The following is a 21,439-nucleotide window of genomic DNA, read 5'->3' as shown; positions in this document are numbered from 1 at the left end:
ACATCGTCGAAACCGGTAACGAGTCCTATCGCCTGCAACACAGTAGCTTGGCGGCCCAGGCCAAGATCAAATCACGGGAGCGAAAGCGTAAGGGCGGCCAAGAACCGGAGGACGATGAGCCGTTCTGATTTCATGGCGACGACGGCCTGCTACATGGCTGCGTGTGGCAGGTCTTAAACAACTGAACTGGGCTAGCGAAGGAGTGGGGGCAACAGCAGCTGCGCTGGTAGACTTATCCACAGTTGCTGGTAACAAAATCAGCAATCCGCCCTGGGTCAAATTTCAATCGGCAGGGTGGGTCAATTTTCCATCAGCGCCAACAAGCTAGTGCTCGTGCAGGTGGCAAGGGATGGCACTCCGTCAGAGGATGCGGCACGGTATAGGCACAGAATTGGCACAGCCCGAAATACAGCCAAAAACGGTGGCCAGGGCAGTGCTCGTCGCGTCTGACGGCCGACATCGGGAGGTTCGTGCAGGAGTGGGCCAGCACGAGATTTGAATCGGCTTGAGCTTTATAAAAAAGTTTATAAAACAAAGAGATATGGCGCACCAGGCGGGATTCGAACCCACGACCCCCGCCTTCGGAGGGCGGTACTCTATCCAGCTGAGCTACTGGTGCGCATGTGTTGCGGCGGTCTATTTGACCATTAGCTGACACCCTTCTCAACTCGGTGAGTATTGCCTTCGGAGGGCAGTACTCTATCCAGCTGAGCTACTGGTGCGTTGCGGGGCGCAATCATACGCATGTCGTCTGCGGTCGTCCATGGCGCTTGGACGGCTGGGTGGCTGATGGTTCAGGGCTTGGCGGGGCGATTCGGTTGGTCATCAGGCTGAGCTATGGCGCGTTAATTTTTCCGAACATGATGTTGCTGATTCCAGGGTGCAGGCTTAGCATTCGTTCGAGATTTCAAACGCTTTGCTATACGGCAGGAACCCAAGGACATTCCTTCGTTCTGACCTAGGTCGGGCGGTTCCAGCGCCAATCGCTCCGTATCGGCCTGAAGGCCTAGATTCAATTTCCGACGCAGCGTCGTCGGCTCGTAGGAGACTGCCATGCAACTCAAAGACACATCGCTGTTCCGCCAGCAGGCTTATATAGACGGGGCCTGGCAGGATGCGGACAGCGGCCAGACCATCAAGGTCAACAACCCGGCCAGCAACGAAATTCTCGGCACCGTGCCGAAGATGGGCGCTGCCGAAACCCGCCGCGCCATTGAAGCGGCCGAGCGTGCGTTGCCCGCCTGGCGTGATCTCACCGCCAAGGAGCGTTCGCAGAAGCTGCGCCGCTGGTTCGAACTGATGATGGAAAACCAGGATGACCTGGGCCGTCTGATGACCTTGGAGCAGGGCAAGCCGCTGGCCGAGTCCAGGGGCGAGATCGCCTACGCCGCCTCCTTTATCGAGTGGTTTGCCGAGGAAGCCAAGCGCATCTATGGCGACACTATCCCCGGCCACCAGAAAGACAAGCGCATCATCGTCATCAAGCAGCCAATCGGTGTGACCGCAGCCATCACGCCGTGGAATTTCCCGGCAGCGATGATCACCCGCAAGGCCGGCCCGGCGCTGGCCGCTGGCTGCACCATGGTGCTCAAGCCTGCCAGCCAGACGCCGTTCTCCGCCTTGGCCCTGGCCGAGCTGGCCGAGCGTGCCGGCATCCCGAAAGGCGTGTTCAGCGTGATCACCGGTTCGGCCGGCGATATCGGCGACGAGCTGACCGCCAACCCGACCGTGCGCAAGCTCAGCTTTACCGGCTCCACCGAAGTCGGTGCCAAGCTGATGGCCCAGTGCGCGCCGGGCATCAAGAAGTTGTCGCTGGAGCTGGGTGGCAACGCGCCGTTCCTGGTGTTCGATGACGCCGACCTCGACGAGGCGGTAAAAGGCGCCATGCAGTCCAAGTACCGCAACGCGGGCCAAACCTGCGTGTGCGTTAACCGCATCTATGTGCAGAACGGCGTCTACGACGAGTTCGCCAAGAAATTCCAGGCCGCGGTGGAGAAACTGAAGGTTGGCAACGGCCTGGACGAGGGCGTCGACATCGGGCCTTTGATCGATGACCGTGCCGCGACCAAGGTGCGTGAACACATCGAGGATGCCGTCGCCAATGGCGCCCAGGTGCTCACTGGCGGTAAGGCGCATCAGATGGGTGGCAGCTATTTCGAGCCGACGCTGATGGTCAATGTGCCGCATAACGCCAAGGTGGCCAAGGAAGAAACCTTCGGCCCGCTGGCGCCGCTGTTCCGCTTCGAGGACGAGGCCGAGGGTATCGCCCTGGCGAATGACACCGAGTTCGGTCTGGCCGCGTACTTCTATGCGCGTGATCTGGGCCGCGTGTTCCGCGTCGCCGAGGCCATCGAGTCGGGAATGATCGGCATCAATACCGGCATGATCTCCACCGAGGTGGCGCCGTTCGGTGGCGTGAAGTCCTCCGGCTTGGGTCGCGAAGGTTCGAAGTACGGAATCGAGGATTATCTCGAGATCAAATACCTCTGCCTCGGGCTGTAAATGCGCTGAACTACGAGGAGCCGGTTCCCCTAGGGGCCGGCTCCTTTTTTTTGCCTGGTGTTTTGGTCATTCGATAAGTGACCAGTCGGTACGCCCGTGCCGGGTCCGCTGCCAGCCACCATGGCGCTGCAGAGGGACGATATAGGCCAGTCTCAGTTATGCCAGCAACGCTACATGACTTATGGCGCTTGCTAGGTTCATCGATTGTTGCCAGTCTCTCGACATGCGGAAATGACTCGACTATTCTGCTGTGCGAAACATGATTCCGTAAAATAACAACTCTAATCATCATTTCACAAGCGGAGGCCTGCCATGACGGATGCCGTAAGGCTCGAAATTCAGGGCGCGATCGCTCTGATCACGGTCAACAATCCACCGGTCAACGCCCTCGGCCAGGCTGTGCGTGAGGGTTTACTGAAGGCCTTTCAGGGTGCCGAAGCGGACCAGCAGGTCCGCGCCGTCGCGCTGGTGTGCGAGGGCAACACCTTTATCGCCGGCGCTGACATCAAGGAGTTCGGCAAGCCCCCGCAAGCGCCGAGCCTGCCGGAGGTTATCGAGTTCATCGAAAGCTGCAGCAAGCCGAGCGTTGCAGTGATCCACGGCACCGCGTTGGGCGGCGGACTTGAAGTGGCGCTGGGCTGCCATTACCGCATCGCTCGGAAAGACGCCAAGGTCGGTCTGCCGGAAGTGAAGCTGGGCCTGCTGCCCGGCGCAGGTGGCACCCAGCGGCTGCCGCGGCTTGCCGGTGTCGCCAAGTCGCTAGACATGATTGTCAGCGGCACGCCGATCAGTGCTGCTGAGGCGGTTGAGCACAATATCGTCGACGAGCTCTTTGAGGGTGATCTGGTGGACGCCGGCCTCGCTTACGCCCGGCGTATGGTCGATGAAGGCCGCGCACCGCGACGCACTGGCGAGCAGACCCAAGGCCTTGAGGGCGTCGACAACGAGGCCGTGATCCGTGCCAAGCACGCTGAAGTCGCTAAGCGCATGCCCGGGCTGTTCTCGCCGCTGCGTTGCATCGCTGCAGTCGAGGCCGCCACCCAACTGCCGTTGGCCGAAGGCCTCAAGCGTGAGCGTGAGCTGTTTGCCGAATGCCTGAACTCGCCACAGCGGGGTGCCTTGGTTCATTCATTCTTCGCCGAGCGCCAGGCCGGCAAGATCAACGATCTGCCATCCGACGTGAAACCGCGGTCGATCAAGGCCGCCGCGGTGATCGGTGGTGGCACCATGGGTGTCGGTATCGCCCTGAGCTTCGCCAATGCCGGGGTACCGGTAAAGCTGTTGGAAATCAACGAAGACGCTCTGCAGCGTGGCTTGCAACGCGCTCGAGATACCTACGCGGCGAGCGTCAAGCGCGGCAGCCTGACCGAGGAGGCGATGGAGAAGCGCCTCGCTCTGGTCGAAGGCGTCACAGACTACGCCGCGCTGGCCGATGCCGACGTGGTGGTCGAGGCGGTATTCGAGGAAATGGGCGTCAAGCAGCAGGTCTTCGAGCAGTTGGATGCGGTGTGCAAACCCGGCGCCATAATTGCGTCCAACACCTCGTCACTCGATTTGAATGCCATCGCGGCCTTTACTAAGCGCCCTGAAGACGTAGTCGGGCTGCATTTCTTCAGCCCGGCCAATGTCATGCGCCTGCTGGAAGTCGTCCGTGGCGAGAAGACCAGCAATGAAGTGCTCGCCACGGCCATGGCCATTGGCAAGCAGCTGAAGAAGGTTTCGGCGGTGGTCGGCGTCTGCGACGGCTTCGTTGGTAACCGCATGGTCTTCCAGTACGGCCGCGAGGCGGAATTCCTCTTGGAGGAGGGCGCCACGCCAGGACAGGTCGACGGTGCGCTGCGAAACTTCGGCATGGCCATGGGACCGTTCGCCATGCGTGATCTGTCGGGTCTCGATATCGGCCAGGCGATCCGCAAGCGCCAGCGCGCAACCCTGCCGGCGCATCTGGATTTCCCCACCGTGTCCGACAAGCTCTGCGCCGCTGGCATGCTCGGGCAGAAGACCGGCGCCGGCTACTACCGCTACGAGCCGGGCAACCGCACGCCGCTGGAGAACCCTGAACTCGCGCCTATGCTGACAGCTGCATCACAGGAGAAAGGCATCGAGCGAAAGGTGCCGGAGGAGCAGTACATTGTCGAGCGCTGCATCTTTGCGCTGGTCAACGAGGGCGCCAAGATTCTCGAAGAGGGTATCGCCCAGCGCTCCAGTGATATCGACGTTATCTACCTCAATGGCTATGGCTTCCCGGCCTTCCGCGGCGGGCCGATGTTCTATGCCGACAGCGTTGGGCTGGACACCGTGCTGGCGCGGGTCAAGGAACTGCACGCACGTTGCGGCGACTGGTGGAAACCGGCGCCACTGCTGGAAAAACTGGCCGCCGAAGGCCGCACCTTCACCGAATGGCAGGCCGGGCAATGAGCACCGCCCGCCTGCACTCTGCCGATCGGATATCGAGGATTCATCCATGAACGTCAACTACACGGCCGAAGAGCTCGCCTTCCGCGATGAAGTGCGCGCCTTCCTGACAAACGAGCTGCCGGCGGACATCGCCGCCAAGGTCAAGCTCGGCAAGCACATGTCCAAACAGGACCACGAGCGCTGGCAGCAGATTCTGGTCAAGCGCGGCTGGTACGCGCCGGGCTGGCCGGTCGAGCTAGGCGGCACTACCTGGGGCCCGGTGGAAAAGCACATCTTCGACGAAGAATGCGCCCAGTTTGGCGCGCCGCGTACCGTGCCGTTCGGCGTCAACATGGTCGCCCCGGTAATCATCAAGTTCGGCAGCCAGCAGCAGAAGGACCATTACCTGCCGCGCATCCTCTCCGGCGAAGACTGGTGGTGCCAGGGCTACTCCGAGCCCGGAGCTGGCTCCGACCTTGCCAGCCTCAAGACCCGCGCCGTGCGCGACGGCGACCATTACGTGGTCAACGGCCAGAAGACCTGGACCACCCTCGGCCAGCACGCCAACATGATCTTCTGTCTGGTGCGCACCGATCCCGAAGCCCAGCAGCAGCGCGGCATCAGCTTCCTGCTGATCGACATGAAGACTCCTGGCATCAGCGTGCGGCCGATCATCACCCTAGACGGCGACCATGAGGTCAACGAAGTCTTCTTCGACAACGTCCGCGTACCGGTGGAAAACCTCGTCGGTGAGGAAAACCAGGGCTGGACCTGCGCCAAGTACCTGCTGACCCACGAGCGCACCGGCCTCGCCGGCATCGGCGCCTCCAAGGCCGCGCTGGCGCATCTGAAGCGCATCGCCATGAAGGAAGTCTGCGACGGCAAACCGATGCTCGAAGACCCGCTGTTCCGCGCCCAGGTCGCCGAGGTCGAGATGCAGCTGATGGCCATCGAAATGAGCACCCTGCGCATTCTTGCGGCCGCGAAGGAAGGGGGCGTGCCCGGGGCCGAGTCCTCGATCCTCAAGGTCAAGGGCACCGAGATCCGCCAGGCGATTACCCACCTGCTGCGCAAGGTCATCGGTCCCTACGCGTTGCCGTTCCTTGAAGAGGAAATGCAGCTGGACTACGAAGGCGATCTCTTGCACGCCGACTACAGCGCGTCGCTGGCAGGCGACTACTTCAACATGCGCAAGCTGTCGATCTTCGGCGGCTCCAACGAAATTCAGAAGAACATCGTCTCGAAGATGATTCTCGAGCTGTAAGGGGGCACCGCAATGGACTTCAAACTGACTGAAGAGCAGCAAATGCTGCAAGACACCGCGGCGCGTCTGGTGCGCGACGCCTACCCGTTCGAGCAGCGCGAGAAATTCAGCGAGTCGGAGCTGGGTTTTTCCTCCGAGTTCTGGGGCCAGCTGGGCGAGCTTGGCCTGACGGCCGTGCCGTTTGATGAAGAGATTGGCGGCTTTGGCGGCGGTGGTGTGGAAACCATGCTGGTAATGACCGAGCTGGGCCGGGGCCTGACACTGGAGCCCTACCTGCAATCGGTGATCTTCGGCGGCGGCCTGCTCAACCAGCTGGGCAGCGACGCGCAGAAAGAAGATCTGCTGCCGCAGGTCGCAGCCGGTTCGCTGCAGCTGGCGGTGGCCTTCGACGAGCCGCAGAGCCACTACAACCTGCACGATGTACAGACCAAAGCTGAAGCGGTCGACGGCGGTTATCGCCTGTCCGGACGCAAGGCTGTGGTGATCGGGGGGCACAGCGCCGGACAGATCATCGTCTCCGCGCGCACCGCTGGTGACAGCCGCGACGAAAGCGGCATCAGCCTGTTTCTGGTCGATCCGAATGCTCAAGGCGTCAGTCGCCGCGTGTACCCGACCATCGACGGACGTAAAGGCTGTGAGCTGTTCCTCGACAACGTGCAGGTGGGTGCCGATGCGGTGCTTGGCGAGATTGGTAATGCATTACCGGCGCTGCGCTACCAACAGGGCCGGGCCATCGCCGCGCAGTGCGCCGATGCGCTGGGCAGCATGGACGAAGCGTGCAAGCTGACCCTGGATTACCTGAAGACGCGCAAGCAATTCGGCGTGCCGATCGGCAAGTTCCAGGTTCTGCAGCACCGCATGGTCGACATGCAGACCGAGCTGGAGCAGGCCACCAGCATGGCAATCCTCGCCGCGACCTTTGCCGATGGCGAAGACAACGACGACCGCCGCCGCATCATCGCCGCCGCCAAATACATCTGCGCACGCGCTGCACGCAAGGTCGCCGAAGAAGCGATCCAGCTGCACGGCGGCATCGGCATGACCTGGGAATACAACCTCGCCCACCACGCCAAGCGCCTGGTGATGATCGCCCACCAGCTCGGCGACGATGACCATCATCTGAAGGCCTACGCGAAGTTGATGCTGGTGGCGTAACGCGCCAATCGCAACACCACGACCGGGCCTTATGGCCCGGTTTTGCTTTAGCTGGCGTGCTTTAGCAGGCTGACCGGGCGGCGCTTCGCTTCAGCCCGCCACCCTCGTGGCGCGGGTGGTGGGCTAAAGCCCACCCTACGGCTCTTTACTCAGCTCGGTAGGGTGGATGTCGCCTTTTACATCCACGCGGGTGGGTTGGCGCCGCATTGTGGTGGGTCGGTGAAGCGTGATCCACCCTACGATCGCAGGCGTATATTGCGGCTCACATAGATGATGTCGTCGGTGGCGATGAGGCTACGTCGCCGTTGCCAGCGCACCAGTCTGGCCCTGGTGGCTCTGTTCCAACTCCGGCAACAAATAATCCGTCCAGAGCGTAGGCGCGAAGGCTCGGCGGAAGAACCCGAAGTGGCCGATACGATCGGCGCCAACTTCGTCCGGGGCGATGCGGCGCATCTGTTTCGGTGCGGCGGTGTAGAAGCCGTGCAAGGACTCGGTATTACGCGCCGACATCATCTCGTCATCGCTGAACGAGAGTGAGGTCAGCGGCGTGCGAACCGCCGCGAACGCTTGGCGCATGGGTTCGCCCTCGACGCCAACCAAGTACTCGGGATGCAGGCACCAGCGACGCCACTGGCGGATCACGCCGGCCGGCAGATCACCGACTGCCCCGATACGTCCACCGGGAAAGTAGCCGAACAACGGCGTAAGCAGCGGCGCCAATCCATGCCAAAGCAACCATGCCTGGCGGCGAATCTCTGGGCTGTTATCGCGCCAGTAACCGCTGCCTGCAGCGATGGTCACGATGCGGGTGAGCCGCTCATGGCCTTGCACCAGGGGCAGGATTTGCGCGCCGACACTGTGGCCGATCCAATAGACCGGTAGTTTCCCGGCCGCTTCCACAACGTTGGCCAACACGGCACTGCAGTCGTGACGGGCCCAGTCGAGAATATCCACCTCAAGCTGGCGTAAAGGGATATGGCAGGACTGGCCCATGCCGAGGTAGTCGAAGGTCACCGCCAGAAATCCCTGGTTGGCGAGCCAACTGGCGAAATGGGCATAGAAGTCTTGTTTCACCGCCATTGCTGGAGCGATCAGCACGGCGCCGCGTGGTATGCCCTCAGGGTGATACCAGCAGCTCGCCAATTGATGGCCGTTACGGTTGTCGATCGAGCGTGCTTCAGCCTGTATCGTCGCCATGCCTGTTCTCCGGTCTTTTTGTAATGCCTGGATCGGTGCAGTATACGAGCAGTAGAAATTAATTCTAGAACATTATTCTAGTCGGAGATCGGATGGCCCGAAGTAGTCGCAAGCAAGAAATTCTTCAGGCCGCGCTCGCCTGCTTTACCGAGTTCGGGGTGGAGGCGACCACCATCGAAATGATCCGAGACCGTTCCGGTGCCAGCATCGGCAGCCTTTACCACCATTTCGGTAACCGCGAGCGGATCATCGCTGTGCTTTATCTGGAGGGCATCGGTGAATACGCCGCGCGATTGGAGGCCGGACTGATCGATACGCTGGATGCCGAGGCGTGCGTCAAACTGTTCGTCACCAGCTACATCGATTGGGTCGTGGAAAACCCGGACTGGGCACGCTTCGTTCTGCACAACCGTGGGCGGGTAGAGGCCGGTGAGATGGGGGAACGACTGCGCGAGGTCAATCAGGCCCATGGCGAGCGGGTGAGCGCAATCTTGCGTCGGCACCGTGATAGCGGTGCCTTTCGCCGGATGCCGGGCGATTGCTTTCTCGCTGTAGTGATCGGGCCCTGCCACGACCTGGCCCGTAACTGGCTGGCCGGACGCGCGCGTACCGCGTTGGCGGATTGCCGCGAACTGCTCGCGGACATCGCCTGGGCCAGCGTCCGGTCGCAGTGACGGCGGACTGATCGCCACCTTGCGGAGTCGATGAGCGAAAGGTCGGTGAAGCCTACGCTTCCCGCTTGACTGGGTGTCGCTTAGCCAATGATCAGACGCCCAGACTTTCGATATCGCGTGCGAGCATTTCGAGCTGGTGTGCCAGCGAGCCGCGTAGGGTTTCTTCGCTGAGCTGGAACGAGGGCGCGCCGCAGGTCAGCGCCATGATGCTGCCGTCGGCCAGATGCAGCGGTACGCCAGCGGCCATCACGTTGCGGTCCCAGTCGCCGAGCGACAAGCAGAAGCCGTGCTGGCGGAACTCGGCAAAGGAGCCGTCCAGCGATTGCTTCATGGTTGCCCAGCCGTCTCCGTACTTTGTTTCCAGCGCGGCCATCAGGTGCTCTCGCTCCTTGTCCGGGGTTGCCGCGAGGAAGGCGCGGCCTGCCGCGGTGGTGGCCAGGGGCAGGCGTACACCCGCGTCCATGCGTAGCGTCGAAACCTCGGCCGGACGGCAGTTCTCGATGTAGATCATCGACAGCCGGTCACGGCAGGTCAGTCCCACTGATGTGTTGGTACGGCGGGAAAACTCATCCATGTATGGCTTGGCCAGCTGGCGCACGCGCAGGTTGGACACGTAGGCATAACCCAGCGCCAACACGCCGGAATCGAGCTGGTACTTTTCCAGCTGCGGCGAGTAGCTGAGGTAACCGAGCTTGGTCAGGGTGTAGGTCATGCGCGACACCGTCGGTTTGGGCAATCCGGTGATACGCGCAATGTCCTGGTTGCCCATCACCACCGAACCGTGGGTGAAGGCACGCAGTACATCCAGCCCGCGCGATAGCGCTTCGACGAATTTGCGGTCCTTGGGAGTATCGGTGTCTTCGATGTCGCTCATGTGGTGTCGGTCTGTCTAGTGGTGGGGCGGCGGGGCCGCACGATAGCAGATCGCCCCTTCGCTCGGCAGGGCGGCCTCTACAGAATGCTCGGGCCTTGCCGCGAGGGCCGGCCATGGGCAGGTTACTTGTGCCAATTCAAGCATAATAGCTGAAAATATCGGTTTTGCATTCCGCAGAGTAAAACGTCAGTTCGCTAGCGCTGCTGATTACATGGTCGGATCTGATGAGTGCTGTATCGTTACGTGCGGTTGGATCGCATCGATATGACGCAAGCCGATGCGCCCGTTAGGCCGGTTCGTTGCCGCGAGCGGTTCGGTCCATATATAAAGAGGAGAAGACGAAGGCGACGAACGGCATATTCCGGCAGACCGTGCCGGGCGCGGCCTAGGGAAGGATTGCGGCGATAGACGCCGATGCTTAAAAGTTACACCGCGCTTGTTGCCAGGGGGGCTTTCTGATATAAAGCAGCGCTCTTTTCTAGGGGCCCGGTTTCATCGCTTGCCGCGTAGCCGGTAAGACCCCAACGAAACGTGGCGCTGAGCGCCAAAAAGACATTTGAATTCAAGCGGCCAACCCATGCCGGGTTGGGCATGTGGTTTTAGAGGGCTGAGGCATGTCGAGAGTCTGTCAAGTTACCGGTAAGGGTCCGGTAACCGGGAACAACATTTCCCACGCGAACAACAAAACCCGTCGTCGTTTTCTGCCGAACCTGCAGCATCACCGCTTCTGGGTCGAGTCCGAAAACCGCTTCGTACGTCTGCGCCTGACTGCTAAAGGCATGCGCGTTATCGACAAGCGCGGCATCGACGCCGTTCTGGCTGAACTCCGCGCTCGCGGCGAAAAGGTTTAAGGAGAACTATCATGCGTGACCTGATCCGTTTGGTGTCCAGCGCCGGTACCGGCCACTTCTACACCACCGACAAGAACAAGCGCACCACTCCCGACAAGATCGAAATCAAGAAGTACGATCCTGTCGTGCGTAAGCACGTGATGTACAAGGAAGCCAAGATCAAGTAATTGATCGGCCCTTGAAGAAAAACCCGCCAATCGGCGGGTTTTTTCGTTTCTGGGATATCGCTTCAGCCTGACAAGCCGAAATCTTGCTCCAATGCGATGCACGCAATGTAGGAGCCAGCTTGCTGGCGATCAGCTTTGCTACGCATACCAAGAATGGCTGTGTCCTAGGTGTTCCACAAAACACAGCATGAACGCTTCAGTGCCGCGATGTCCGACGCGCTATAACGCAACCTTGCGGATAGCATCAGCGAGACGCTCGATCATCGCGTCGATATGCTCACGCTCGACGATCAGCGCTGGTGACAAGGCAATGGTGTCGCCGCTGGCGCGCGCCAGCAGACCGTCTTCGAAGCACTGACGGAACACCTCGTAGCCACGCTTGCCGACGCCGTCCGCATGGGCCGCGAACTGGATGCCGGCCACCAGCCCAACCGTTCGGATATCGGTCACGTTCGGCAGCCCCTGGAGGCTGAACAGGGCATCCTGCCAGTAATCTTCGATCTCGATGGCTTTCTGGAACAGGTTCTCTCGCTGGTAGATTTCCTGGGTCGCGAGGGCAGCTGCGCAGGCCACCGGGTGGCCGGAGTAGGTGTAGCCGTGGAAGAACTCGATGGTGCTTTCCGGACCTTGCATGAAAGCGTCGTGAATCTGCTCGTCGATCAGCACCGCGCCCATGGGGATCGCGCCGTTAGTCAGGCCTTTGGCACAGGTGAGAATGTCCGGGGTGACGCCCCAGCGCTGGGCGGCGAAGGCCTCGCCGACCCGACCGAATCCGGTGATTACTTCATCGAAGATCAGCAGGATGCCGTGCTTGCGGGTGATTTCGCGCAAGCGCTGCAGATAACCCTTCGGCGGCAGGATCACCCCAGCGGAGCCGGACATTGGCTCGACGATCACGGCGGCAATATTTTCGGCCCCATGCAAGGTGACCAGTCGTTCCAGCTCGTCGGCCCTCTCCACGCCGTGCTCCGGCAGGCCACGGCTGAATGCGTTGCGTTGCAAGTCGAGCGTGTGCGGCAGGTGATCGACCCCTGGTAATAGCGCGCCAAAGGCCTTGCGGTTGTTGGCCATGCCACCGACCGAAATGCCGCCAAAGCCGACGCCGTGGTAGGCCAGTTCGCGGCCGATCAGGCGGGTGCGACTGCCTTGGCCTATCGCGCGCTGATAGGCCAGGGCGATCTTCAATGCGGTGTCGGCCGACTCCGACCCGGAGTTTGTGAAGAACACTCGGTTCAGCCCGGCCGGGCTGATCTGTGCCAGCCGCTCGGCCAGCTCGAAGGGCAGCGGGTGCCCCATCTGGAAGGTCGGTGCGAAATCCAGCTGGGCGATCTGTCGGCTCACCGCCTCGGTGATCTCGCGGCGGCCGTGGCCGGCGTTACAGCACCAGAGCCCGGCGGTGCCATCGATCACCTGACGGCCATCGGTGTCTGTGTAATACATGCCCTCGGCGCGCTCCAGCAGGCGCGGACTGCCCTTGAACTGACGGTTGGCGGTGAAGGGCATCCAGAAATGTTCGGCAGATGTGGCGCGATCGTGGGCCATGACTAGCTCCGGCAGGGCGACGGGTTCGACGGCTATGCTGTAGCGCGACATCACCCGAGCGCCCAGCGGTTTTGGCGAGTCTATGTTTAATAAAACGAACAAAACAAGGCAGAAAACGGCTGCTGCGTAAAAAATATTGATAGGCCTGGTGCCGCTGGTTTAGGGTGCCTTTCTGATTATTCGACAGACTACCGAGGACGCCCCATGACCACCCTGACTCTTGCCGATTGGCAACAGCGTGCCCGCGACCTACGCATCGAAGGCCGCGCCTTCATCCAGGGCGAATACACCGAGCCCACCGGCGGCGCTCGCTTCGACTGCATCAGCCCGGTCGATGGACGGGTGCTGGCCCAAGTGGCGAGCTGTGACGAGGCCGATGCGGATCGCGCCGTGATCAGTGCCCGTATGGCTTTCGAATCTGGCGTCTGGTCCCGCCTGGCGCCAGCCAAGCGCAAGGCGACCATGATTCGCTTCGCCAACCTCATCCAGGCCAACGCCGAAGAGTTGGCCTTGTTGGAAACATTGGACATGGGCAAGCCGATCAGCGATTCGTTGAATGTCGACATGCCCGGCTCAGCCAATGCGCTGCGCTGGTCCGGCGAGGCGATCGACAAGATTTACGACGAAGTGGCCGCGACGCCGCACGATCAGCTGGGCCTGGTGACCCGCGAGCCGGTAGGTGTGGTAGCGGCGATTGTGCCTTGGAATTTCCCCCTGATGATGGCCTGCTGGAAGCTTGGCCCAGCGCTGGCCACAGGTAACTCGGTGGTCCTCAAGCCGTCGGAAAAATCCCCGCTCACCGCCATCCGCGTGGCGCAACTGGCGATCGAGGCGGGCATTCCGCCGGGCGTGCTCAACGTGCTGCCGGGCTACGGCCACACCGTGGGCAAGGCGCTGGCGCTGCACATGGACGTCGACACGCTGGTGTTCACCGGCTCCACGCGGGTTGCCAAGCAGCTGATGATCTACGCTGGCGAGTCGAACATGAAGCGCGTCTGGCTGGAGGCGGGCGGCAAGAGCCCGAACATCGTCTTTGCTGACGCCCCGGACCTGGAGGCCGCAGCGAAGTCTGCGGCGGGCGCCATCGCCTTCAACCAGGGCGAAGTCTGCACCGCGGGCTCGCGGCTGTTGGTCGAAAGCTCGGTCAAGGAGCGCTTCCTGCCGATGGTGGTCGAGGCGCTCAAGGGCTGGAAGCCCGGTAACCCGTTGGATCCGGCCACCAATGTCGGCGCGCTGGTCGATACCCAACAGCTCGACACCGTGCTCGGCTACATCGAAGCCGGTCGCAACGACGGTGCGAAGGTGCTGATCGGCGGGCAACGGACGATGCAGGACACTGGCGGGCTGTACGTCGAGCCGACTATTTTCGACGGCGTCAGCAATGCCATGAAGATCGCCCGCGAAGAAATCTTCGGACCGGTGCTGTCGGTGATCACCTTTGACACCGCAGCCGAGGCGGTGAGCATCGCCAACGACACGCCGTACGGCCTCGCCGCGGCCGTGTGGACGGCTGATCTGTCCAAGGCGCACCTGACCGCCAAGGCGTTACGGGCTGGCAGTGTCTGGGTCAACCAGTACGACGGCGGTGACATGACTGCGCCGTTCGGCGGCTTCAAGCAGTCCGGCAACGGCCGCGACAAGTCACTGCACGCCTTCGACAAGTACACCGAGCTGAAGGCCACCTGGATCAAGCTCTAACGACATCCGTGGGGTGGATGTCGCTTTTCCATCCACCTGGTTGCACAGCCATGGTGGATTGATGAAGCGTGATCCACCCTACGGTTTCTCAGCGTTCAGCTAACTTTGCCCCCACCGCCCACTGCGGCGCATCGCACCCCAGTGATGCTTGCGACGCGAGAACCACTGCCACAGTCCGCGGCAGCGCCAGAGCGTGTTCAGCTGGCGATAGCCGAAGTTCTCCAGCACGGCCATGAGAAACAGCCGCAGCATGTCGCGGCGACGTTCGTAGACGCGAAACGACATGGTTTCCAGCAGCAGGCCGTTGACCGACAGCAGGATCCCCATGCCGATGGCGACCAGCAGGAAGGCCGCTAGCGCCGCATACGACACCACGCCCATCACGAATCCGCCAATCATGAAGCCGTAGCCGACCAGCTCGATCAGCGGTCCGATCCATTCGAACAGCGCCATGAACGGCCAGGCCAGCCAGCCCGGTGTGCCGCCGCGCAGGCTGAAGGCGAGGCGTGCGTGGCGGCTCAGACTCTCTGCCAGCCCGCGTTGCCAGCGACTGCGCTGACGGCCGAGGGTGCCGAGATCTTCCGGGCATTCGGTCCAGCAGATCGGGTCGGGCAGGTAGCGGATGCGGTAGGGAATGCGCTTTTCCCGGTGATAGCGATGCAGCCGCACCACCAGTTCCATGTCCTCGCCCACCGTGTCGGTGCGGTAGCCGCCGACGGCCATGACCCGCTCCTTGTCGAACAGCCCGAAGGCACCGGAGATGATCAGCACGGCGTTCATCGGTGACCAGCCGAGGCGGCCGAACAGAAAGGCTCGCAGGTATTCAACGATCTGAAAGCGCGCCAGCCAGTTGCTCGGCAGTCCGGCACGGATCAGAAAACCACCGCGCACCTCCGAGCCGTTGGCGATACGGACCGTGCCGCCAGCGGCGACCGTACGTTCGTCTTCGAGGAAGGGTTGGACAACCCGCAGCAGACTGTCGCGCTGGAGGATCGAGTCGGCATCTACTCCGCAGAACAAACCGTGTCGCGCGGCATTGATACCGGCATTCAGTGCGTCAGCCTTGCCGCCGTTGGCTTTGTCGATGACCCGCAGATTGGCGTAGCGTCGTGAGCGGTAGATCGCCTGCACCGGCTGATGGGCAACGGCCTGGCGCAGCGGCTCGGGATGCGGCACCAGTTCAAACTCCTCGATCAGCACGGCGAGGGTGCTGTCCTTCGAACCGTCGTTGATCACCACCACTTCGAACTCGGGGTACTGCAGTTGCAGCATCGAGCGCACCGAGGTGCGAATCGTCGCTTCTTCGTTGAATGCCGGCATCAGCACCGAAACCGGAGGCTCGACGCCGAGATAGGGGGCGATCTCACCAATTTCGGCGCGCTGCCGGATATAACTCGTCAGGCTGGCCATCGACAGCACGTTGAGCAACAGGTACATGCCGTTGAGCAGCAGAAAATAGAGGATGAAACCCAGCTGCAGCCACCCGAGCCAATCGAAGGTCACCGTTTGACCTCCGCCATGGCGCGGCGCAGAGCGTCCTGTCCGTAACGATCTTGCACTTGCCGGAACAGCATCTGTAGCCCTTCCGGGGTGGCGCCCGGCAGCGTTGCCAAGCTATCGGCGGCGGCTTGGCGGACCCACCAGCTGGGATCGCCAAGCAACGGCATGAACAGCGCGCTGTCGTCGCTGCGTGCCTGTTTATGCAGGGCTTGCAGCGCGGCCAGACGCACATCGGCATGGCTGTGTTGCAGTGCACGCAGCAGACGGCCGCGGTCACGCGGGTCGCCCAATTCGCAGAGGCAACGCAGCGCGACCTGCAACTGCTCCGGCGCAGCGTCCTCTGCCAGCCGCGCGCGTGCCCAGGGCGCCGCGTGACGGGGGTCGCCATGCACCAACAGGGGCACCAGTCGCTCACGGCGCGGGTCTTCGGAGCCGCTAAGGGCAATCAGCAATGGCAAGGTCACAGCCTGTTCGCCGGCTTGCTGACAGAGGCTCGCCAGGCGTGGCAACGCCCAGTCCGGACGGCTCACGGCGGCCGGCAGGATCAGTTGCATGGCACGGGTCGCATCCATGGCAATCAACGTCTGCGCCGAGGCCAGTGAGACAGTCACGTTGCGATTCACGAGCAGCGGTTGCACGTCATTCCAATACGCGGGGTCCGCAAGGTGGCGTAGGCAGGTCAGCCCGATCAGCTTGCTGCGGACCCGACCGCGCAGCAGCACCAGAGCTTGATGGTCCATGCCCAGCGCGACCAAGGCGCGATTCATCCGCTCACGGGCTGCCCCACGCAGTTGCAGCTGGGTGCGGTTCCATTGCAGGAGAAACCACAGCTGCTGTCCGCGTGGCAGGGTTGGCACTGGCGCCGGCAGCTCATCGCCAAGGCTGCACAAGGCAAAGAACGGCCGCCACTGCTCGTTGAACTGCTGGCGGCGGCTGGCGCGCCGGCGGGCGAGCTCGCCGAGCAACATGACCTGCAACATCACCAGCAGAGTCAGGGCGCCCAGCCCCAGCGCGCAGTACAGCGCGAGCTGCAGCATGGCGTCTTCCGGCCAGATCGACAGCCAGGCCTGGCGCGGCGTTTCGCACAACCAGGCTGGGCAGACGGACAGTTGTTCAGAAAGCATGCCGCAGGCCGAGCTGCAGCCAGCGCCGCGTGTAGTAATCGCCCTGGCGGTGATGACCGACTTCCCAGGTCAGCGCCCAGCGGCTGTCCAGCCAATGGCGACCCTGCAGGCTGAGCGCGCGTACGTCGCTGGTGATCAGCTGCTGTTCCTCGACGGCTTCTTCTTCACCGACGGTCAGGCGCAGACCGGCATAGCTGAGGCCGGCGTAGTAGTAGTCCAGCGCCAGGTCATGGCCGACCGGCGTGCCGGCATTGGCCACGTCGGTGATGTTCAGGGTGTAGCCCGCACGCCAAGAGTCCCAATAGCGTTCGGCGCTGAGGGCCAACCGCTCGACGCGGGTGGTTTCGTATTCGGTGCGGCGAATGCTGGCAGCGCCGAGGAAGCCCGCAGGCAGTCGCCGCTGCAGGCGTAGGTCGGCGTGCCATTCGGGCAGAAAGTAGGGTGACGGCTGATAGCCGACTTCGGGTTGCAGCGTCCAGTTTTCATCCAGTGCGATCACCGCCCCCGCCTCGGCGCCCTGATCCCATTCGCCAAAGCGCTGCTCGCGCAGCAGTGCACCGTACCAGCCGAGCCCTTCCGGTTGCGTCGAAGCGTAGTCGAGGCGCTGACTGCGCCAGTTGTCGAAGCCGCTGTCCAGCCAGTCTTGGCGGGCCGACAATTCGAGCTCGTGGCGGCGCTGCGCCGGCGCTGTGGCGACCGCCGCTGTGGTGGCAGTCACCGGGGAGGTCATCGCGGCGCGCGCCTGCTGAATCACCTGCTGGATATCGGCATAGTCCGGGGCGATCTGCGCAGCCCGTTCGAGCGAGTCCAGCGCGGCCTGCGGGCGACCGGCCCAGAGCAGCGCCTGGCCCTGCCCGAACAGGTAGTCGGCGTTGTCCGGTTCGCGTTGCAGCAGCTGATCGTAGAGGGGCAGGGCCTGCTCGGGTTGGCCCCGCCAGGCGCGCACGCGGGCCAGCAGGAATCGAGCTTCGCTGTCGTTGGGCTGGCGTGTCAGATGGTCAAGCAGGGTCGCTTCGGCAGCATCGAGTTGCTGCGCTTCGATCTGTCGTTGGGCGCTGAAGACATCTGCCAGCGCTATCGCTGGCAGCAGTGAAATCGGAAGTGCCAGCGCCATGCCTAGAACCATGCGAGTCATCGTGGCCTCCGCAACAGGCGACGAATGCGCGCCAACAGTTCCTCCGGCTGGAAGGGCTTGGTCACGTAGTCGTCGGCGCCCAGCTCCAGCGCCCGGACAATATCCACCTCACGTGCCTTGGCGGTCAGCATCAGCACCGGCACGCTTTCCCAGCCAGGTTGTGCGCGCAGCCGCTCGATCAGCTCCAACCCGTCGTGGTAGGGCAGCATGATGTCCATCAGGGTCAGATCAGGTGGGCTCGAGGAGGTGATCTTTTCGATGGCCTGACGGCCGTCTGCCGCGTGATCCACGGTAAATCCGTGCCGCTCGAGCATGAAGCGAATGAGGAACGCGATGTCCTCCTCGTCCTCAACCATCAAAATGCGCTGGCTAGTGGAGTCGCTCATGGGTTGACCTCTTCTGAAACCGGGGTATGGCCGGGCGGCCATTGCTGGAGCAGCTGCTGAATCAGCGCAGCGAGTTCGTCGCCGTCATGGCGCGACTTGACCAGCTGGCGTAGGGCCAGGCGGCTGTCGTGCACCGGCGAATCCAGCGCGGAGAATATGATTACGGGCGGTGGCGGCACGCTCTGAGCCAACTGGTCGAACAGCTCGCTGCCGTCCCCGTCGGGCAGCATCAGGTCGATGATCGCCAGGTCAAAGCGGTGCTCGTCGATCAGTTGACGCGCCTCGCTCAGGGTGGGCGCACCAAGGAGATCGATCTCCAATGGCTCGACCAGCCTGGCGAGCAGGGTGCGCAGATCCTCATCGTCTTCAACGTGAAGGATGCGCGGGCGGACTCCGTTGTTCCTGAGGCATGCGCGCACCACATCCATGACCCGCGACGGGTCAACCGGCTTGTGCAACCAGTCGATTACGCCGACCGCGCCGCCGCGCAGGGCCCCGTCGTCATTGTCGCGACGTTGTGGCTGGAGGCTGACGATCAGCACCGGCAGATGACGGTAAGCGGTCTGGCTGCGCAGGTTCTGTAGAAACGCAATGCTGTCCTCGTCGCTCAGCGCAGGGCTCAGAGTGAGCGCCTGAATGCTGAACTCAGCCAGCATCTCTCGTGCTTGGGCTGCCGTTTCGGCAATCAGCGTGGCGTAGCCGTGTTGCTGCAGCGCGGCGGCGAGCTGTTCCGCGGCAGGCGCGTCGGGCTCGAGTACGAGAATGCGCTCCACCGGCCGATTGGTTCCCGCTGTCGGCAGTGCTGGCGCGACGGTTGGTGGATGGATGGGCTGTGTAGATGCGACGGGCAGGCGCAGCCAGAAGCGCGTGCCCTGGCCTTCCTGAGAGTCGAAACCGATCCGCCCGTGCATCTGCTGGACCAACGAACGGGTGATCGCCAGCCCCAGTCCAGTGCCGCCACGCTTACGCGCATCGGATGAGTCAGCCTGGGCGAAGCGTTCGAATATCCGTGAGCGAAAGTCCGCCGGAATACCCTGGCCCTGGTCCTGAACGCCGATCTCCAGGCTGCCGCCGTGGAGGCGCAGGTCGACGCTGACCACGCCACCAGCCGGCGAATGTTTGATCGCGTTGGACAGCAGATTGGCCATCACCTGGGTGAACCGATCCGGGTCGAGATTGCCCTCGGCCTGGAGGGGGCCGGCGGGCAGCGTAAGCGTCAGGCGGACGCCGTATTCATCGGCGTATGGCTTGAGGTCGGCCAATGCCTGTTCGGTCAGCGCCTGGACATCGCAGCGGCTGAAGTGAAACGGCAAGCGCCCGGCTTCGAGCTTCTCGATGTCGAGGATGTCGTTGATCAGGCGCACCAGCCGCTCGCTGTTCTTGTGCGCGATGTCCAGAAGTGGTCGGGCACCCTCGTCGATGTGGCCTGCGACGCCCCCGACCAGCATGCCCAGCGCGCCACGGATGCCGGTCAGCGGGGTTCGCAGTTCATGGCTGACGGTGGAGATGAACTCGGTCTTCATCTGCTCCATGCGTCGTCTGAGCGACATATCGACCGCAACGGTCACGACATAACAGGCGCCGCTAGGCATGGTCATGGGGCGCTTGACCACCTGCAGCCAGCGCTCCTGACCGTATGTATCGGTAAGACCGATCTCGGTAATGCGCAGTTCGCCACTGCCACAAAGCAGGTCGCCTTCGCCCTGCAACAGAGGCAATAGCCGTTCCGCCCCGGCGATTTCCTCGGCCCGGCGGCCTTCGATGGCTTCGGGCCGAGCGTCGAGCAGTGCGGTGAAGGCACTGTTGCACAACAGAAAGCGGCCCAGCTCGTCGCGCACGAAGATCAGGTTCTCATCGGTATCGACGACCCGCCGCAGGAAAACTTTCTGGTCCTCGAGCGTGTCGCGGCTCCGTTGCAGCTCGGTCACGTCACGGGCAATCGCCAGGTGATCACCGAGGCCGGTAGGCACCAGACGAACCTCGAAGGTCCGCTGCCGGCTCATCTCGCACCAGGTGGTCTGGCGCAGTTGTAACGAGTTATCGACATGGGGAAGCAGCCCCAGCAGCAGCGGCTCGATGGCTTCGGACGCCGGAGCCTGAACCGCGCTTCCTTGGGACAGGGCGGTGATCCGGCGCTGACCATCAATGGCGTACAGGTTGTCGGGAATCGCCTGCAGCAGGGCGCCCAGACGAGCTTCGCCAGCTTGCGCCTTGATCGCCAGGGCCTGGCGAATCTGCAGGTTGCGGCGGATGGCCCAAAACGCGGCCAAAGACAACGCTGCCACCAGCAGGCTGCCGATCAGTGCCAGTCTGCGGCTTTGCGCAATGGTGTCGGCCACGGCCTGGTTGGCTGCCGCAAGCTGCTTGCGCTCCCGTCGCTCGACCGCATCCAGCAAGGCGCGCAGCCGATCCATGATCAGCTTGCCGCCGGCCTGGTGCAGGCGTTCGGCTGCCGCTTGCAAGCCGACAACTCGGCGTGCCTGGATGTTGTCGGCGGCAATCATCAGGCGCTCGGCAATATTGCGGTCGAGCTGCTCGAACCAACCCTGGTCGGGAAACGCCCGGTCCTCCAGCAGCCGTTGCAGCCCACGACGGTGCGCTTCGATTTGTCGTAGGCCGAGTTCGTAGGATTCGAGGTAGCTGGGATCACCGGTCAAAACGAAACCGCGGGCACCGGTTTCGATGTCTTGCAGCGAAGTCAGCATGTATTGGCTGGCGGTGATGATTTCCAGGCTATGGCTGACCGACAGATTGGTCGCCAGGACCTGTTGCTGGGTTTGCTTGCCTTGCCAGCCCAGTGCGACTAGCAGGATGAAGGCGATCAGGAATGCGAGCCAATGCCAGCTGATCAGGGTTCTTGCGGGCAAACCGGAACTCCTTTCGCCGGTTGAACGAATAGGGACGGCCCCGAACGCTGGAGCCAGCCCAGGCGTGCCGCCGCATGCCAGCGCCTACGAACCGGTCGCGACTGCT

At 62.6% G+C, this 21,439-nt stretch carries 16 protein-coding genes, 1 tRNA gene and 1 pseudogene; 9 read left to right on the top strand and 9 right to left on the bottom strand.

Features of this window, described 5'->3' with window-relative positions; all coding sequences use genetic code 11:
* A pseudogene (locus ACQKIK_RS10725) lies at window positions 1-128 on the top strand (AAA family ATPase); the annotation flags it as partial.
* A 414-nt stretch (window positions 129-542) separates the two neighbouring features.
* Here ACQKIK_RS10725 and ACQKIK_RS10720 read toward each other — a convergent pair.
* Window positions 543-619: transfer RNA gene (locus tag ACQKIK_RS10720), tRNA-Arg, on the bottom strand.
* A gap of 434 nt (window positions 620-1,053) precedes the next feature.
* Between ACQKIK_RS10720 and gabD the strand changes: the two genes are divergently transcribed.
* From gabD to ACQKIK_RS10700, 4 genes are all read left to right on the top strand, one after another.
* Window positions 1,054-2,502 carry an NADP-dependent succinate-semialdehyde dehydrogenase gene (gene gabD, locus ACQKIK_RS10715; protein ID WP_499135873.1) on the top strand — a complete coding sequence of 483 codons (1,449 nt, stop codon included), beginning with the start codon at window positions 1,054-1,056 and terminating at the stop codon, window positions 2,500-2,502.
* Window positions 2,503-2,814: 312 nt separating this feature from the next.
* Window positions 2,815-4,920: a 3-hydroxyacyl-CoA dehydrogenase NAD-binding domain-containing protein gene (locus ACQKIK_RS10710; protein WP_499135872.1), complete on the top strand. Its 2,106-nt coding sequence runs from the start codon at window positions 2,815-2,817 to the stop codon at window positions 4,918-4,920.
* A gap of 46 nt (window positions 4,921-4,966) precedes the next feature.
* Window positions 4,967-6,163, top strand: a complete 1,197-nt coding sequence (locus tag ACQKIK_RS10705) for an acyl-CoA dehydrogenase family protein (protein WP_499135871.1) — start codon at window positions 4,967-4,969, stop codon at window positions 6,161-6,163.
* A 12-nt stretch (window positions 6,164-6,175) separates the two neighbouring features.
* Window positions 6,176-7,318, top strand: a complete 1,143-nt coding sequence (locus tag ACQKIK_RS10700) for an acyl-CoA dehydrogenase family protein (RefSeq protein WP_499135870.1) — start codon at window positions 6,176-6,178, stop codon at window positions 7,316-7,318.
* A 294-nt stretch (window positions 7,319-7,612) separates the two neighbouring features.
* On the opposite strand, the gene ACQKIK_RS10695 is transcribed toward ACQKIK_RS10700, so the two are convergent.
* Window positions 7,613-8,515 carry an alpha/beta hydrolase family protein gene (locus tag ACQKIK_RS10695; protein ID WP_499135869.1) on the bottom strand — a complete coding sequence of 301 codons (903 nt, stop codon included), beginning with the start codon at window positions 8,513-8,515 and terminating at the stop codon, window positions 7,613-7,615.
* Window positions 8,516-8,607: 92 nt separating this feature from the next.
* On the opposite strand from ACQKIK_RS10695, the gene ACQKIK_RS10690 reads away from it, so the two are divergent.
* Window positions 8,608-9,189 (top strand): TetR/AcrR family transcriptional regulator, encoded by a 582-nt coding sequence (locus ACQKIK_RS10690; RefSeq protein WP_046163320.1) that lies wholly within the window; start codon window positions 8,608-8,610, stop codon window positions 9,187-9,189.
* Between the two features lie 91 nt (window positions 9,190-9,280).
* Here the strand turns inward: ACQKIK_RS10690 and ACQKIK_RS10685 are convergent, their stop codons facing one another.
* Window positions 9,281-10,063 (bottom strand): IclR family transcriptional regulator, encoded by a 783-nt coding sequence (locus ACQKIK_RS10685; RefSeq protein ID WP_045423164.1) that lies wholly within the window; start codon window positions 10,061-10,063, stop codon window positions 9,281-9,283.
* A 614-nt stretch (window positions 10,064-10,677) separates the two neighbouring features.
* Here ACQKIK_RS10685 and rpmB point away from each other — a divergent pair.
* Window positions 10,678-10,914, top strand: coding sequence for a 50S ribosomal protein L28 (rpmB, locus tag ACQKIK_RS10680; protein ID WP_019339373.1), 237 nt, complete (start codon window positions 10,678-10,680; stop codon window positions 10,912-10,914).
* A gap of 11 nt (window positions 10,915-10,925) precedes the next feature.
* Complete coding sequence (rpmG, locus tag ACQKIK_RS10675) at window positions 10,926-11,081, top strand: 50S ribosomal protein L33 (RefSeq protein WP_045423166.1); 156 nt, start codon at window positions 10,926-10,928, stop codon at window positions 11,079-11,081.
* A 219-nt stretch (window positions 11,082-11,300) separates the two neighbouring features.
* Here the strand turns inward: rpmG and aptA are convergent, their stop codons facing one another.
* Window positions 11,301-12,623, bottom strand: coding sequence for an omega-aminotransferase AptA (gene aptA / locus ACQKIK_RS10670; RefSeq protein WP_499135868.1), 1,323 nt, complete (start codon window positions 12,621-12,623; stop codon window positions 11,301-11,303).
* Between the two features lie 204 nt (window positions 12,624-12,827).
* On the opposite strand from aptA, the gene ACQKIK_RS10665 reads away from it, so the two are divergent.
* Window positions 12,828-14,321 carry an aldehyde dehydrogenase gene (locus ACQKIK_RS10665; RefSeq protein WP_045423170.1) on the top strand — a complete coding sequence of 498 codons (1,494 nt, stop codon included), beginning with the start codon at window positions 12,828-12,830 and terminating at the stop codon, window positions 14,319-14,321.
* A 99-nt stretch (window positions 14,322-14,420) separates the two neighbouring features.
* Here the strand turns inward: ACQKIK_RS10665 and ACQKIK_RS10660 are convergent, their stop codons facing one another.
* From ACQKIK_RS10660 to ACQKIK_RS10640, 5 genes are read right to left on the bottom strand one after another with little or no spacing between them, the layout of a single operon-like run.
* Window positions 14,421-15,824: a glycosyltransferase family 2 protein gene (locus tag ACQKIK_RS10660; RefSeq protein ID WP_463309416.1), complete on the bottom strand. Its 1,404-nt coding sequence runs from the start codon at window positions 15,822-15,824 to the stop codon at window positions 14,421-14,423.
* Entirely contained in the window at window positions 15,821-16,945 is a 1,125-nt protein-coding gene (locus ACQKIK_RS10655; protein ID WP_463309415.1) for a HEAT repeat domain-containing protein, read from the bottom strand. Before ACQKIK_RS10655 ends, ACQKIK_RS10660 begins: the two co-directional genes overlap by 4 nt.
* Complete coding sequence (locus ACQKIK_RS10650) at window positions 16,935-18,080, bottom strand: YaiO family outer membrane beta-barrel protein (RefSeq protein WP_499135866.1); 1,146 nt, start codon at window positions 18,078-18,080, stop codon at window positions 16,935-16,937. Before ACQKIK_RS10650 ends, ACQKIK_RS10655 begins: the two co-directional genes overlap by 11 nt.
* A complete protein-coding gene (locus tag ACQKIK_RS10645) occupies window positions 18,077-18,466 on the bottom strand; it encodes a response regulator transcription factor (RefSeq protein WP_045423178.1) in 390 nt (129 codons plus the stop codon). The genes ACQKIK_RS10650 and ACQKIK_RS10645 overlap by 4 nt, the downstream gene beginning before the upstream one ends.
* On the bottom strand, window positions 18,463-21,333 hold the full coding sequence (locus ACQKIK_RS10640; protein WP_463309413.1) for an ATP-binding protein: 2,871 nt from the start codon (window positions 21,331-21,333) through the stop codon (window positions 18,463-18,465). Before ACQKIK_RS10640 ends, ACQKIK_RS10645 begins: the two co-directional genes overlap by 4 nt.
* Between the last annotated feature and the right edge of the window lie 106 nt (window positions 21,334-21,439).

The sequence above is a fragment of the Pseudomonas sp. NPDC047961 genome (genome assembly GCF_050272435.1).
Taxonomy (GTDB): Bacteria; Pseudomonadota; Gammaproteobacteria; order Pseudomonadales; family Pseudomonadaceae; genus Stutzerimonas.
Note: the sequence above shows the minus strand (reverse complement) of the source record. Positions and strands in the feature narration are given on the sequence as shown.